We start from the raw sequence: 14,153 nt of genomic DNA, 5'->3' as shown, positions 1-14,153 counted from the left end.
CTATTTTCAGGAGGGAATAATGGAATCAGCAAAAAGGCGTAGTCAGCGAGACTACACGCTGACTTTTAAATTGTCGGTCGTCGACCAGGTCGAAAAAGGCGAGCTGAGTTATAAAGAGGCTCAGGAGCGCTACGGGATTCAAGGCAAAACGACCGTTCTGACGTGGTTACGCAAGCACGGTCGGCAAGATTGGAGCCCAGGCACATACATTGGCTCGCCGAGGATGGGGTCTATGCCCGACAAAAACCGACCATTAACGCCAGAGCAACGCATCAAAGAGCTTGAAGAGCAGCTAGCTCTGTCCAATCAGAAAGCGCAGTTTTTCGAAGCTGTCGTGGATGTCTTGAAGAATGACTACGGCCTTTCTGTCATAAAAAAGCGTCCCGGCAAGTCCTCGCGCAAAAGCGAGTCCAAAACCTGAGTATCAGCAGGGCTTGCCAGTTCATGGGGATAAGCCGACAGGCTTACTACAAACGCAATCGCGCCGATGCTGCTCGTCTCGTTCTGGACCAGAAAGTTGCCGACTTCGTTCAGCAAAAGCGTCAGCGGCAGCCGCGCTTGGGCACCCGAAAGCTGCATTACTTGCTGCATTGCCAGCCTCAACTTGAGCTGCAAGTGGGTCGAGATCGGCTGTTTTCGATTCTGCGCGAAAGGCGTTTATTGGTGGTCCGCAAGCGGGCCTATCACAAAACGACCGACAGCCATCATCGCTTTCGACGCCATCCGAACCTGCTCAAGCCCGGTCCTGATCAGGTTGTTGCAAGCGGCCCGGAACAAGTCTGGGTGGCGGACATCACCTATTTGCCAACTCAGGAAGGCGTGGCCTATCTAAGCCTTGTGACGGATGCTTTTTCGCGAAAGATCGTGGGCTATCACGTCCATGAAAGCCTGCACGCCGAGTCGGTAGCGCATGCGCTGCGCCGGGCGGTGAAACGCCGTCGAACGGAGCAGTCGCTGGTCCACCACTCGGATAGAGGCAGCCAGTATTGCTCGGGAATGTACCAGGAACTGCACGCGAAACACGGCATCCGGTGTTCTATGACGGACGGCTATGACTGCTACCAAAATGCATTGGCAGAGCGGGTCAACGGGATATTAAAGACAGAGCTTATGCTCCAGCGACCGCAGGATTTGACGCAGGCGAAGAAGATGGTGAGTGAGTCGGTATCGATCTATAACGGCGAGCGACCGCACTTGTCTTTGAAATACAAAACGCCCGATGCGGTGCATCGGGCGTTGAAGTGAAACAGGTGTAAACCTATTTCAGGACTAGACAATCCGATCTAAACCGTTACTGCTCCAGCTGCGGGGTCTCTTGCCCCATGCAACGCACGGCTTTTTTCTTGTTGTTGACCAGCACACCCGTCAGGCCTTTCTGTTCGGTGTCGAACAGCACCAGTACGCCATCGACGCACTGGGCGACTTGCGCGGCCGGCTCCAGGGAGACTTTGTAGTCTTCACCCGGTATGGTCTTGAGCATGGTGAAGTCGCTGAGCAGCAGCGCGTCTTCCGGTTTGGCGAAGTGCAGGTAACCGTAGAACCACAAGGTCCCGACAGTGCCGAGGATGCTGCAGATACCGGTGATGATCAGCGGGATGGCGTTACGTTCTTCACTCATTGCGGACTCTCTGGAGGTTCAACTTTTGAATTCGGGGGTGCCGGGTAATTGGGCGTTTCGCCCAGGCGGCGCAGACCGTTGAAGTGCTGCGGGTCATCGAGGTAACGCAGCATGACAGTGCGCCAGATCGGGACGCTGAAGGTCTGCACGTGCCCGCCTCGGGTCAATTGCAGGACCTTGGGCGCGGGCGCAGCTTGATACAGTCGGATGCCATTGGAAAGAGGCACGAGCGGATCGTCGATGCTGTGGAAGATCAGTTTTGGCACGCGATTGAGCTGCGGCATGGCGTAGATCGCGCTGTCGGCGTCTGGCACCAGCCAGGACAACGGCACCTGAAACGGCCAGGTCATCCACGACGAACTCAGTGCAAACCGCCCGACATCCCGGTAACTGGCCGGCACGCTGTCGAGGACCAGCGCCTTGAGCCGGGGCTGACGCTCCGGGTGTTCAGCCAGATAATGCACGACCAGCGCACCGCCAAGGCTCTGACCCAGGACGATCAACGGTTTGCCCTGAACTTCTGGCGCCTGGTCCAGCCATTTGAATGCAGCGTCGATGTCCTGATAGATCGCCGGAAGGCCGGGTTTACCCTGCGACAGCCCATAGCCGCGATAGTCCACCAGCAGCACCTGGTAACCCTGCTTCGGTAGCCACCAGCTGGCCCCAAGATGCCCGGCGAGATTTCCGCCATTGCCGTGCAAGTGCAGCACCGTGCCCTTGACCGCTACGCCTTTTTTGGCCGGCAGCCACCAACCGTTGAGTTTCACGCCGTCAGCGCTGGTCAAGGTGATGTCACGGTATTCAAGCCCGGCTCTTTGCGGGGTAAACGGCAGACCGGGATCGGGGTAGAACAGCAAGGAGCTGCAACCGCCGAGGGTCAGGAGAAGGCAAAGGATGCCGAGGACTTTCATCCGTTGAAACCCCGCAATGAAGGTGAAGAACTCCGCTGCCATTCAGATCATCGGCATCGCGGTCTGCGGCAACTCACAGGGGATCGCATTCCAGCGTAGGCGCTGCCGCGGGCTGCGATTTTTTGCATTCGGTTTTCCGAACGCGACCCATCAGTCGATTCGGTTAACCGGACTATCAAGTCCTGAATCCAATCCTATAAAAATTTAATATCCTTTAAAATCAATAAGTTGATTGATAAATCCTGAACTGGCACGACTCATGCTCTACAACTTGGGACGAATGCCTGATGTGCCAACACTTCAGGAGCCGTCAAGGCATTCAGCAGTACAAAAGAGCCGACAAACTGGCTCCATATAAAAACAATGTAGAGGAAAATTTGATGCGCATCGTTCCCCATATCCTGGGCGCAGCCATTACGGCCGCTCTGATCAGCACGCCAGTTTTCGCCGCCGAACTCACCGGCACCCTGAAAAAGATCAAAGAGTCCGGCACCATTACCCTGGGGCATCGCGACGCTTCTATTCCGTTTTCCTACATTGCAGATGCTTCCGGTGTACCGGTCGGCTACTCCCACGATATTCAGCTGAAAATCGTCGAAGCCATCAAGAAAGACCTGGACATGCCAAACCTGAAGGTCAAGTACAACCTGGTCACCTCGCAAACCCGTATTCCACTGGTTCAAAACGGCACTGTAGACGTCGAGTGCGGTTCCACCACCAACAACACCGAGCGTCAGCAACAAGTTGATTTCTCTGTTGGCATCTTCGAAATCGGCACCAAGCTGCTGTCGAAAAAAGACTCGACCTACAAAGACTTCGCCGACCTCAAGGGCAAGAACGTCGTGACCACCGCCGGCACCACGTCCGAGCGCATTCTGAAGTCGATGAACGCCGACAAGCAGATGGGCATGAACGTCATCTCCGCCAAAGACCATGGCGAATCCTTCCAGATGCTGGAATCGGGCCGTGCTGTCGCCTTCATGATGGACGACGCCTTGCTGGCCGGTGAAATGGCCAAGGCCAAGAATCCGAATGACTGGGCCGTGACCGGTACTGCTCAGTCCTATGAAATCTACGGCTGCATGGTCCGCAAGGGCGACGCGCCGTTCAAGAAGGCTGTAGACGACGCCATCGTCGCGACCTACAAGTCCGGCGATATCAACACTATCTACGGAAAGTGGTTCACTCAGCCAATCCCGCCAAAAAACCTGAACCTGATGTTCCCGATGAGCGACGAGCTCAAGGCCCTGATCGCCAACCCGACCGACAAAGCGGCTGAAGAAAAGAAATCCTGATTTCTGACTGACCCACCTCCTGACAGGGCCTGCGCCCTTTCAGGAGGCTGTCACTACCTGCTGGCACTTTCTGGAAACACTCGAACCGGTGGTTGTCGAGCCGATCGCGTGTGCCTGATCGTCGAGATCAGAGGGAACGGAGTTTCCCCAGGCAGGCACTTGTACATCGATCGATCTGAGGGGAGACCCTAATGAATTACAACTGGGATTGGGGCGTGTTCTTCAAGTCCACCGGCGTGGGCAGCGAGACCTATCTCGACTGGTTCATCACGGGATTGGGCTGGACCATCGCCATCGCCATCGTGGCCTGGATCATCGCCTTGATGCTGGGCTCGGTGCTCGGCGTCATGCGTACCGTGCCGAATCGCCTGGTATCGGGCATCGCCACCTGCTATGTGGAACTCTTTCGTAACGTACCGCTGCTGGTTCAGCTGTTCATCTGGTACTTCCTGGTGCCCGACCTGTTGCCGCAAAACCTGCAAGACTGGTACAAGCAGGACCTGAATCCGACCACCTCGGCCTACCTGAGCGTCGTCGTGTGCCTGGGCCTGTTCACCGCCGCCCGAGTGTGCGAGCAAGTGCGCACGGGTATCCAGGCGCTGCCGCGTGGCCAGGAATCGGCCGCCCGCGCCATGGGCTTCAAGCTGCCGCAAATCTACTGGAATGTGCTGCTGCCCCAAGCCTACCGGATCGTCATTCCGCCGCTGACCTCGGAATTTCTCAACGTCTTCAAGAACTCCTCCGTCGCCTCCTTGATCGGCCTGATGGAGCTGCTCGCACAGACCAAACAGACCGCGGAGTTCTCCGCCAACCTGTTCGAAGCCTTCACCCTGGCGACCCTGATCTACTTCACCCTGAACATGAGCCTGATGCTGCTGATGCGCATGGTCGAGAAGAAAGTTGCGGTGCCCGGCCTGATTTCCGTGGGGGGTAAATAATGGATCTCGATTTCAGTGGCGTCGTACAGGCCGTCCCCGGCATGTGGAACGGCATGGTCATGACCCTGCAACTGACGGTACTCGGCGTCGTCGGCGGGATCATCCTCGGCACTCTCCTGGCGCTGATGCGCCTGTCCCACAGCAAGCTGCTGTCGAACATTGCCGGCGCTTACGTGAACTACTTCCGCTCGATCCCGCTGCTGCTGGTGATCACCTGGTTCTACCTGGCGGTACCGTTCGTGCTGCGCTGGATTACCGGCGAAGACACGCCGATTGGTGCATTCACCTCGTGCATCGTGGCCTTCATGATGTTCGAAGCGGCGTATTTCTGCGAAATCGTCCGGGCCGGCGTGCAGTCGATTCCCAAGGGACAGATGGGCGCAGCCAAGGCCTTGGGCATGGGCTACGGCCAGATGATGCGCCTGATCATCCTGCCGCAAGCGTTTCGCAAGATGACCCCGCTGTTGCTGCAACAAAGCATCATCCTGTTTCAGGATACCTCGCTGGTCTACACGGTCGGCCTGGTGGACTTCCTCAATGCTACGCGGGCCAGTGGCGACATCATCGGCCGCGCCAATGAGTTCCTGATCATCGCAGGTCTCGTGTACTTCACAATCAGCTTTGCCGCCTCACGGCTGGTCAAGCGTCTGCAAAAAAGGTTTGCCGTATGATTTCTATCAAGAATGTCAACAAGTGGTATGGCGACTTCCAGGTACTGACTGATTGCAGCACCGAGGTCAAAAAAGGCGAAGTGATTGTGGTGTGCGGACCGTCTGGCTCCGGCAAATCCACCCTGATCAAATGCGTCAACGCCCTGGAACCGTTCCAGAAAGGCGACGTGGTGGTCGATGGCACCTCCATCGCCGACCCGAAGACCGACCTGCCGAAACTGCGCTCGCGCGTTGGCATGGTGTTCCAGCATTTCGAGCTGTTCCCGCACCTGACCATCACCGAAAACCTGACCATCGCGCAGATCAAGGTGTTGGGCCGCAGCAAGGAAGAAGCCACCAAAAAGGGCCTGCAACTGCTTGAGCGCGTCGGCCTTTCGGCTCACGCCCACAAGCACCCGGGCCAGCTCTCCGGTGGTCAGCAACAGCGTGTGGCGATTGCCCGTGCACTGGCGATGGACCCGATCGTCATGCTGTTCGACGAACCGACCTCGGCGCTCGACCCGGAAATGGTCAATGAAGTGCTCGACGTGATGGTGCAACTGGCCAACGAAGGCATGACCATGATGTGCGTAACCCACGAAATGGGCTTCGCCCGTAAAGTGGCGGACCGGGTGATCTTCATGGATCAGGGCAAAATCATCGAAGACTGCAAGAAGGAAGAGTTCTTCGGCGACATCAACGCCCGCTCGGACCGCGCGCAGCACTTCCTCGACAAGATTCTGCAGCACTAAAACCGGCAACCGCTCCCTGTTGGAGCGGGCCTGCCTTTGTGGCGAGGGAGCTTGCTCCCGCCGGCCGGTCCGCGCTCGGGCACAGCAGTCGTAAACCAGTCAGTGCGGTGTGTCAGATTAAATGCATTGGCAGGTTTTAGGGCCGCTTCGCGACCCAGCGGGAGCAAGCTCCCTCGCCACAGGTCCTGCGCTCGACTGAAACGAGCGCAGGACCGCCGCCACACTGGTTGACCCAAGGCATCTGTGATGAAATGCGACCCCACTCTCTATCGCGCAGCGCCGCCATCACTTGCCGTGAAACCTCGTCTGATTCGCCAACTGTTCCTGCCACCGCTGATCATCTTGCTGATGGTCGGATTGGGTTACCTCGGCTTCTGGGTCAGCGAGCACTACGGAATTCGCAGCCTGAGCGAGAACGGTCAACGTCAGCTGGAACTGCACGCCCGCGCGGTCGAAAGCGAGATCAGCAAATACACCTACCTGCCCAGCCTGCTGGAACTCGAATCGAGTGTTTCAGAGCTGTTGGGCGACCCTACGCCCGAGCACCGGCAAGCGGTCAACGATTACCTCGAAGGCCTGAACCGGCGCAGCCGCAGTCGGGCAATCTACGTGATGGATACCACCGGTCGGGTACTGGCCACCAGTAACTGGCGCGATGTCGACAGCTACCTAGGCGAAGACCTGTCCTTCCGTGCGTATTTCCAGAATGCCGTACGCGGTCAGCCCGGTCGTTTCTACGGCATTGGCAGCACCAACGGCGAGCCCGGTTACTACCTGGCCCATGGCCTGGAAGAGCAAGGCAAGATCATCGGCGTCGCAGTGGTGAAAGTCCGCCTCGAAGCCATGGAAGAACGCTGGCAGCGTGCACGCCTGGAAGCCTTCGTCAGCGACGAGAATGGCATCATCATTCTGTCCAGCGACCCGGCGCGGCGGCTCAAATCGGTTCGCCCGCTCAGCGACGACACCAAGGAACGCCTGGCCCGCAGCCTGCAATATTACTGGTACCCGCTCAACGAACTGGAACCGCTGGCCCGCGAACGGCTGTCCGAAGGCGTGGAAAAAATCACCTTCCCGGCCAACGCCGAGCTGGTCTCGGATGAACAGGAAATCAGTTACCTGTCGCAGACCCGCGTCTTGAGCGATACACCGTGGAATTTCACCCTGCTCACACCGCTCGGGGATTTGCGTCGGGAAGCGATCAACCAGGGCATCCTGGTCGCGGTGGCCTTCGCGCTGGTGGCGTTCCTGCTGATTGCCTGGAACGAACGGCGCAAAGTCATCGCCACCCGCCTCGCCGCCCGCGAAGCGCTGCAAGAAGCCAACAATCAGCTCGAACGCAGGATTACCGAACGCACTACCGACCTGCGGGCCAGCAACGAGCGCCTGAAAAGCCAGATCCGCGAACGGCGCCAGGCCGAAGAAACCTTGCGCCGGGCTCAGGACGAACTGGTACAGGCCGGTAAACTCGCGGCCATCGGCCAGATGTCCACCAGCATTGCCCACGAATTGAACCAGCCGCTGGCCGCGTTGCGTACCTTGTCCGGCAATACCGTGCGCTTTCTCGAGCGCGGTCAGCTGGACATCGCCAGTGCCAACCTGAAAACCATCAACGATCTGATCGACCGCATGGGCCGGATTACCGCCAGCCTGCGCTCCTTTGCCCGGCGCGGCGACGATCAGGGCCAGGCCAGCCTCGGTAAAGCGGTAGATGCCGCCTTGCAGTTGCTCGGCGCACGCCTTGAAAGCGCTCGTTTGCTGTTGCACCGCGAGTTCAGCGACGTGCAAGTACAGATCGACCAGACCCGCCTGGAACAGATCCTGGTCAACCTGATCGGCAACGCCCTGGACGCCATGCAAGCGCAGCCATTGCCCGAACTATGGCTGGAAGGTGACATTGTCGACGGCAAATATCGCCTGCGCGTCCGCGATAACGGCCACGGTATCAACGCCGAAGCCCGCAAGCATTTGTTCGAACCTTTCTTTACCACCAAACCCGGCGAGCAGGGCCTGGGCCTTGGCCTGACCCTGTCGGCGAGCCTGGCGGCCGCCACCGGCGGTCACCTCGGCGTCGAGCACCCGGCCAGCGGTGGTACCGCTTTCGTCCTCAGCTTACCGTTGGTAAGCCCCGTTCCTGCCGAGCCGATATGAACAACGACCTTAGTGTGCTGATCGTCGAAGACGATCCCCATGTCCTGCTCGGTTGCCAGCAGGCGCTGGCCCTGGAAGATATCCCCTGCGAAGGCGTTGGCAGCGCTGAAGAGGCCCTGGCGCGAGTCGGCGACAACTTCGCCGGGATCGTCATCAGCGACATTCGCCTGCCGGGCATCGATGGACTGGAACTGCTGAACCGCCTCAAGGCCCGTGACCGTAGCCTGCCGGTGGTGCTGATCACCGGCCATGGCGACATCTCGATGGCGGTTGGCGCGATGCAAAAAGGCGCCTACGACTTCATGGAGAAACCGTTCTCCCCCGAACGCCTGGTCGACGTCGCACGCCGCGCCCTGGAGCAACGCAGCCTGGCTCGCGAAGTGACCTCGTTGCGCCGGCAACTGGCCGAGCGTGATTCCCTGGAGGGGCGGATCATCGGGCGCTCGCCCGCCATGCAGCACCTGCGCGAGTTGATCGCCAACGTCGCCGATACGTCGGCCAACGTGCTGATCGAAGGCGAGACCGGCACCGGCAAAGAGCTGGTCGCGCGTTGCCTGCACGACTTCAGCCGCCGTCAGTCGCAGCAATTCGTCGCGCTGAACTGCGGTGGCCTGCCGGAGAACCTGTTCGAAAGTGAGATTTTCGGTCATGAAGCGAATGCGTTCACCGGTGCCGGAAAACGCCGGATCGGCAAGATCGAACATGCCCACGGCGGCACGTTGTTCCTCGACGAAGTAGAAAGCATGCCATTGCCGCTGCAAATCAAACTGCTGCGGGTATTGCAGGAGCGCACGCTGGAGCGGCTCGGCTCGAACCAGAGTGTCGCGGTCGACTGCCGGGTGATCGCGGCGACCAAATCCGACCTGGACGACTTGAGCAAGGCCGGCCAGTTTCGCAGCGACCTGTATTACCGCTTGAACGTTGTGACGCTGGAACTGCCACCGCTGCGTGAGCGTCGCGAAGACATCCTGCAATTGTTCGAACACTTCTTGCAGCAATCGTCCCTGCGCTTTGACCGTGCGCTGCCTGAACTGGACAACCAGACCCTGTCGAGCCTGATGAGCCACGACTGGCCCGGCAACGTGCGCGAGCTGCGTAACGTCGCCGAGCGTTTTGCCCTGGGTTTGCCGGCCTTCAAGAAGTCCGGCAGCGGTGGCGCCGCCCAAGGCCTGGCGTTCTCCGAAGCGGTGGAAGCCTTCGAACGCAACCTGCTCAACGATGCCTTGCAGCGCAGCGGCGGCAACCTGACCCAGGCCAGCCAGGAACTGGGAATGGCCAAGACCACGCTGTTCGACAAAGTTAAAAAATACGGCTTGAGCCACTAACCCACTGCGAGAGTTTTCGTGGATCTACTGTTAAAAGCTGCACTGGGCGCCGCGGTGGTGGTGATCCTCGCCTTCCTCGCCAAAACCAGAAACTATTACATCGCAGGCCTGGTGCCGCTGTTTCCGACCTTTGCACTGATTGCCCATTACATCGTCGGCAAGGGCCGCTCGCTGGACGATCTGAAGACCACCATCGTGTTTGGCATGTGGTCGATCATTCCGTACTTCGTTTATCTGGCAACCTTGTATGTGATGGTCGATCGCCTTCGCCTGGAGGCCTCGCTGGCGGTGGCTGCGCTTGCGTGGCTGATGGCGGCGACGGTGCTGGTTTCTGTTTGGGTCCGCGTTCACGCCTGACCACAACCCCCTGTGGCGAGGGAGCTTGCTCCCGCCGGCCGGTCCACGCTCGGACGCAGCAGTCGTAAAACCGGCCATCCGGTACTTCCAGAAATACCGAGAGTTACTTGATTGCGACTGCTACGCAGCCGAGCGCGGACCGAGCCGAACGCAGGCTGCTACGGGGATCTGAGCTCAGGTCAATTGAATTTGTAGCTGATCGCCGCCTGAACCTCGCCCTGGTTCACGCGGCCTTCTTGTTTGACGATAGTGCTGTCCGCCGCCGAATTGGTCAGGTGCTTCCAGGTGGCACTGGTCACCAGCGACCACTTTGCGGCCAGCGGGAACTCGAAGTTCTGGGTCAACGCCACATTCTGCAAGCCGCCACTGGCCTTGTACGGACGGAACTCCGAATCCCGGGCGTCTTTCGCGGAAACACCAAAGAATGTCTGGGTCTGCTGGCGATCGGCAAAATTGGCGCTCAGTTCACTACTGCCAATGATCCCCAGCCCCAGTGGATAACCCACTTCCCCGCCCACCCGACCGAGCACACCACCCTGGCCGCGATTAGCGCCCACGGTATGGCCGACGAAAGCAAAAATGCGCCAGAAATCAGCCGGGCTGTACTGAACGAAGCCGCCGGCCTCGCCCATGGCCGACACATTGTGCAGGCCTCGCAGCGTGCCATTGGAGTTACGACCCGGAATGTAGTTGATAAACGGCCCGGCACTGAAACCATTGGCTTTCAAGGCGCTCCAGGTCAAACCGTCGTCGGTGCTGAGGCTGACATCGCCCCAGTCCAGATCGAAGTAAGGCACCGGCACGGTTTCATAACGGCTACCCGTGGGGTCATAGGGCTGATTGCTCATGCCGAGACCCGCCTCACCGGTTATCCCGGCAGCCTGCGCGGTGGCGCAAAAGCCGCCAAGGCCCAGCAAGGCAGTGAATACAGCAGAGGTAATCCTGAACATAAAGCGATTCCTTATCAGTACAGGCGCGCATCAACTCCCAGGTCGACTTTGCTGCGCAAGCACTCATGTTGTTTGTAGCAACCTACAAAAATTGTAGCTAGCCGGACATATTTCCTGCCCAGCATATCTCAGAGCCCTAGCCCACTGGGCTTGAAACAACTTGGCACAGTCCCTGCTCTACCCCGTTGCAAGCGCATCAGCGCGCCCCTGCCCCAATAGGTAATGCAGATGATTGATTGGCATATCGTGTGTGATTTCGACGGGACCATCACCCGGACCGACGTAATCGACAGCATTCTCCAACGTTTCGCCGACCCGAGCTGGGAAGCGATCGAGGAAGAGTGGCTGAGCGGTGCTATCGGCTCGCGTGAATGCCTCAGCCGCCAGCTTTCACTGGTCAAGGCAACGCCCAATGAACTGCTCGAGTTCTTCGACAGCGTCGAAATCGATGCCGACTTCCCGGACTTTGTCGACCATGTGGTCGGCCTGGGGGCTTCCATCGAAGTCGTCAGTGACGGTATCGAACAAGGTATCGCGCGGATTCTGTCGCGCAACTACGTCAGCCTCCTGCCGATCCTCGCCAACCGCCTGCGCCAGGTCGACAACAACAGCTGGCGCATCGACTTCCCGTATTCGAGCGAGGCCTGCCGCGCGGCTTCCGGCAACTGCAAATGCAAATCCACGCCCAGCAGCAAACGCGTGCTGGTGATTGGTGACGGTCAGTCCGACATGTGCGTGGCCTCCACCGCCGACTTCGTATTTGCCAAGGACCGCCTGGCCGAACATTGCGAACGCAATGGCATCGCTTACGCCCGCTTCGACAGCTTCGCCGAACTTCCGGCCTTGCTGGCCAAACTGCCGGCCGGCAGCGCAGCCAATGCCACTGACTTCGCACTTGAAACCTCTTCTGAACTCTCGCTACACAATCAGGAACTCTTCCACCATGTCTGATATCCGAATTGCTACCGCAGAAGACCAGATTCTTCTGGAAAAAGAAGCCAAGTACTGCTCCTACGGCGACACCGTTCACTACATCGAACCACCGCGTATTTTCAGCCGTTGCGAAGGCTCGTACGTGTGGGACACCAGCGACCAGGCTTACCTGGACCTGCAAATGTGGTACTCGGCGGTCAACTTCGGCTATGCCAACCCGCGCCTGAACAACGCCCTGAAACAACAGATCGACACCCTGCCGCAAATCGCCAGCCAGTACCTGCACAAAGGCAAGATCGAGCTGTCGGAAATGATCGCGGTCGACGCCAAGAACAAGTTCGGCCTCGACGGTCGCGTGCACTTCAACGTCGGCGGTTCGCAGTCCATCGAAGACTCGTTGAAAGTCGTGCGTAACGCCACCAACGGCAAGAGCCTGATGTTCGCCTTCGAAGGCGGCTACCACGGTCGTACCCTCGGCGCCTCGTCGATCACTTCGAGCTACCGCTACCGTCGCCGCTACGGTCACTTCGGTGAGCGTGCCAACTTCATCCCGTTCCCGTACCACTTCCGTGGCCCGAAAGGCATGACCAAGGAAGAATACGGCAGCCATTGCGTGCAGCAGTTCGCCCGTCTGTTCGAAACCGAATACAACGGTGTGTGGGACCCTAAAGTCGGCCAGAGCGAATACGCAGCCTTCTACGTCGAGCCGATCCAGGGCACCGGCGGCTACGTGATCCCGCCGATGAACTTCTACAGCGAACTCAAGCAAGTGCTGGATCAGCACGGCATTCTTATGGTCGTCGACGAAATCCAGATGGGTTTCTGGCGTACCGGCAAGCTGTGGTCGATCGAACACTTCGACGTCAAACCGGACGTGATCGTCTTCGGTAAGGCGCTGACCAACGGCCTCAACCCACTGGGCGGTATCTGGGCTCGCGAAGAGCTGATCAACCCGAAGGTGTTCCCGCCAGGTTCGACTCACTCCACCTTCGCGTCCAACCCGCTGGGGACTGCGGTCGGTCTGGAAATGTTCAAGATGACCCACGAAGTCGACTACGGCTCGATGGTCATGGCCAAGGGCAAGTACTTCCTCGAAGGCCTGCAAGAGCTGCAGAAACGCTTCCCGATCATCGGCGACGTCGACGGCCTGGGCCTGGCCCTGCGCTGCGAAATCTGCACCACTGACGGCTTCACCCCGGACAAGGCGACCCTGGACTACATGGTCGAGGAAGGCATGAAGGGCGATATGGTGGTTGACGGTCAGAAACTGGGTCTGATCCTCGACGTGGGCGGCTACTACAAGAACGTGATCACCCTGGCCCCGTCGCTGGAAATCAGCTACGCGGAAATCGACCTGGGCCTGAAACTGCTCGAGCAATTGCTGAACCGGGCCATGAAACGATGAACGAAACAGAGATCGATCTCGGCGAAGGTAGCACCGGTTTCGTTCTCGGCAGTGGTGAGGTCGCGGTGTTGTTGATCCACGGCCTCACCGGCACCCCGACGGAGTTGCGTCGGGTTGCCATCGGCTTGGCCAAATCGGGTTGCACGGTGTACGTGCCAACCCTGGCCGGGCACTGCGGTGACAACGCCGACCTGCAAGCCACCGGCTGGCAGGATTGGTACGAAGGTGTACGCAAGACATTCGTGGGCATACGCCAGAAGCACGAACAGGTGTTCGTCGGCGGTCTGTCCATGGGCGCGGTCATGTCCATGTATGTCGCGTCCGAGCATCCGGGACAGGTCGCCGGCCTGCTGATGTATTCGACCACCCTGCGCTACGACGGCTGGAGCATCCACAAACTGGCGTTCCTGACGCCTTTGCTGATGAAGATTCCGTTCGGCGTGCACATCTGCAGCTTCGAAGAGAAGCCACCTTATGGCATCAAGAACGAGCGCCTGCGGGCGATCGTCGAACGCCAGATGAAGGACGGCGAAAGCAGCAATGCCGGTCTGTTGACCATGGAAGGCGTCACCGTGCGCGAATTGCACCGGATGAATGCCGTGGTCAAGAAACGCATGCCGTCGATCAAGACACCAGCACTGGTGCTGCACTCCATCGAAGACGACATCACCAGCCGCTGGAACGCCGACTACGTCGAACGTCATCTCGGCGGCCCAGTCACCAAGATCCTGCTGGACAACTGCTATCACATGATCACAGTTGACCTGGAATACCGCCGCGTCGTGGACCTGAGCGCGGACTTTGTCCATCAGCTTTCCATGAAGCCTGGCGAGCGTGAAGAGTATCGACAGCTGGCGTAGCTTAAGGACAA

At 58.9% G+C, this 14,153-nt stretch carries 13 protein-coding genes and 1 pseudogene; 11 read left to right on the top strand and 3 right to left on the bottom strand.

Annotated elements, in window-relative coordinates; all coding sequences use genetic code 11:
• Window positions 1-19 precede the first annotated feature (19 nt).
• Window positions 20-1,273: pseudogene (locus AABM55_RS05890) on the top strand (IS3 family transposase).
• Between the two features lie 18 nt (window positions 1,274-1,291).
• Here the strand turns inward: AABM55_RS05890 and AABM55_RS05885 are convergent.
• Together AABM55_RS05885 and AABM55_RS05880 are read right to left on the bottom strand one after the other, a co-directional pair.
• Window positions 1,292-1,618 carry a hypothetical protein gene (locus AABM55_RS05885; RefSeq protein ID WP_347929065.1) on the bottom strand — a complete coding sequence of 109 codons (327 nt, stop codon included), beginning with the start codon at window positions 1,616-1,618 and terminating at the stop codon, window positions 1,292-1,294.
• A complete protein-coding gene (locus AABM55_RS05880) occupies window positions 1,615-2,529 on the bottom strand; it encodes an alpha/beta hydrolase (RefSeq protein ID WP_347929997.1) in 915 nt (304 codons plus the stop codon). Before AABM55_RS05880 ends, AABM55_RS05885 begins: the two co-directional genes overlap by 4 nt.
• Before the next feature lie 380 nt (window positions 2,530-2,909).
• Between AABM55_RS05880 and AABM55_RS05875 the strand changes: the two genes are divergently transcribed.
• From AABM55_RS05875 to AABM55_RS05845, 7 genes are all read left to right on the top strand, one after another.
• Complete coding sequence (locus AABM55_RS05875) at window positions 2,910-3,824, top strand: glutamate/aspartate ABC transporter substrate-binding protein (RefSeq protein ID WP_347929064.1); 915 nt, start codon at window positions 2,910-2,912, stop codon at window positions 3,822-3,824.
• A gap of 191 nt (window positions 3,825-4,015) precedes the next feature.
• Window positions 4,016-4,762 (top strand): amino acid ABC transporter permease, encoded by a 747-nt coding sequence (locus AABM55_RS05870; protein ID WP_054595878.1) that lies wholly within the window; start codon window positions 4,016-4,018, stop codon window positions 4,760-4,762.
• Window positions 4,762-5,433, top strand: coding sequence for an amino acid ABC transporter permease (locus AABM55_RS05865; RefSeq protein ID WP_054595877.1), 672 nt, complete (start codon window positions 4,762-4,764; stop codon window positions 5,431-5,433). The genes AABM55_RS05870 and AABM55_RS05865 overlap by 1 nt, the downstream gene beginning before the upstream one ends.
• A complete protein-coding gene (locus tag AABM55_RS05860; protein ID WP_054595876.1) occupies window positions 5,430-6,164 on the top strand; it encodes an amino acid ABC transporter ATP-binding protein in 735 nt (244 codons plus the stop codon). Before AABM55_RS05865 ends, AABM55_RS05860 begins: the two co-directional genes overlap by 4 nt.
• Before the next feature lie 246 nt (window positions 6,165-6,410).
• Window positions 6,411-8,312, top strand: a complete 1,902-nt coding sequence (locus tag AABM55_RS05855) for a sensor histidine kinase (RefSeq protein WP_347929063.1) — start codon at window positions 6,411-6,413, stop codon at window positions 8,310-8,312.
• 44 nt (window positions 8,313-8,356) lie between these two features.
• Window positions 8,357-9,637, top strand: coding sequence for a sigma-54 dependent transcriptional regulator (locus tag AABM55_RS05850; RefSeq protein ID WP_347929996.1), 1,281 nt, complete (start codon window positions 8,357-8,359; stop codon window positions 9,635-9,637).
• 27 nt (window positions 9,638-9,664) lie between these two features.
• The gene (locus AABM55_RS05845) at window positions 9,665-9,994 is read left to right on the top strand and encodes a GlpM family protein (RefSeq protein WP_173859969.1); all 330 of its coding nucleotides are present in this window, start codon (window positions 9,665-9,667) and stop codon (window positions 9,992-9,994) included.
• Between the two features lie 179 nt (window positions 9,995-10,173).
• Here AABM55_RS05845 and AABM55_RS05840 read toward each other — a convergent pair whose 3' ends face one another.
• Entirely contained in the window at window positions 10,174-10,944 is a 771-nt protein-coding gene (locus tag AABM55_RS05840; protein WP_347929062.1) for a MipA/OmpV family protein, read from the bottom strand.
• A 228-nt stretch (window positions 10,945-11,172) separates the two neighbouring features.
• Between AABM55_RS05840 and AABM55_RS05835 the strand changes: the two genes are divergently transcribed.
• Genes AABM55_RS05835 through AABM55_RS05825 form a run of 3 tightly spaced genes read left to right on the top strand, consistent with a single transcriptional unit; the run spans window position 11,173 to window position 14,142 of the window.
• Complete coding sequence (locus AABM55_RS05835) at window positions 11,173-11,895, top strand: MtnX-like HAD-IB family phosphatase (RefSeq protein ID WP_054595872.1); 723 nt, start codon at window positions 11,173-11,175, stop codon at window positions 11,893-11,895.
• Window positions 11,888-13,282, top strand: a complete 1,395-nt coding sequence (locus tag AABM55_RS05830) for an aspartate aminotransferase family protein (protein WP_054595871.1) — start codon at window positions 11,888-11,890, stop codon at window positions 13,280-13,282. The genes AABM55_RS05835 and AABM55_RS05830 overlap by 8 nt, the downstream gene beginning before the upstream one ends.
• On the top strand, window positions 13,279-14,142 hold the full coding sequence (locus AABM55_RS05825; protein ID WP_054595870.1) for a carboxylesterase: 864 nt from the start codon (window positions 13,279-13,281) through the stop codon (window positions 14,140-14,142). Before AABM55_RS05830 ends, AABM55_RS05825 begins: the two co-directional genes overlap by 4 nt.
• Window positions 14,143-14,153 lie beyond the last annotated feature (11 nt).

The sequence above is a fragment of the Pseudomonas helvetica genome, from assembly GCF_039908645.1.
Classification (GTDB): domain Bacteria; phylum Pseudomonadota; class Gammaproteobacteria; order Pseudomonadales; family Pseudomonadaceae; genus Aquipseudomonas; species Aquipseudomonas helvetica.
This window is presented reverse-complemented; position numbering and strand designations above follow the sequence as displayed.

Bases quoted from the DNA above. Each gene is read 5' to 3' on its own strand.
- AABM55_RS05840 (WP_347929062.1), bottom strand. From the start codon at position 10,944: ATGTTCAGGATTACCTCTGCTGTATTCACTGCCTTGCTGGGCCTTGGC.
- AABM55_RS05835 (WP_054595872.1), top strand. From the start codon at position 11,173: ATGATTGATTGGCATATCGTGTGTGATTTCGACGGGACCATCACCCGG.
- AABM55_RS05855 (WP_347929063.1), top strand. From the start codon at position 6,411: ATGAAATGCGACCCCACTCTCTATCGCGCAGCGCCGCCATCACTTGCC.
- AABM55_RS05830 (WP_054595871.1), top strand. From the start codon at position 11,888: ATGTCTGATATCCGAATTGCTACCGCAGAAGACCAGATTCTTCTGGAA.
- AABM55_RS05880 (WP_347929997.1), bottom strand. From the start codon at position 2,529: ATGAAAGTCCTCGGCATCCTTTGCCTTCTCCTGACCCTCGGCGGTTGC.
- AABM55_RS05865 (WP_054595877.1), top strand. From the start codon at position 4,762: ATGGATCTCGATTTCAGTGGCGTCGTACAGGCCGTCCCCGGCATGTGG.
- AABM55_RS05860 (WP_054595876.1), top strand. From the start codon at position 5,430: ATGATTTCTATCAAGAATGTCAACAAGTGGTATGGCGACTTCCAGGTA.
- AABM55_RS05885 (WP_347929065.1), bottom strand. From the start codon at position 1,618: ATGAGTGAAGAACGTAACGCCATCCCGCTGATCATCACCGGTATCTGC.
- AABM55_RS05825 (WP_054595870.1), top strand. From the start codon at position 13,279: ATGAACGAAACAGAGATCGATCTCGGCGAAGGTAGCACCGGTTTCGTT.
- AABM55_RS05875 (WP_347929064.1), top strand. From the start codon at position 2,910: ATGCGCATCGTTCCCCATATCCTGGGCGCAGCCATTACGGCCGCTCTG.
- AABM55_RS05870 (WP_054595878.1), top strand. From the start codon at position 4,016: ATGAATTACAACTGGGATTGGGGCGTGTTCTTCAAGTCCACCGGCGTG.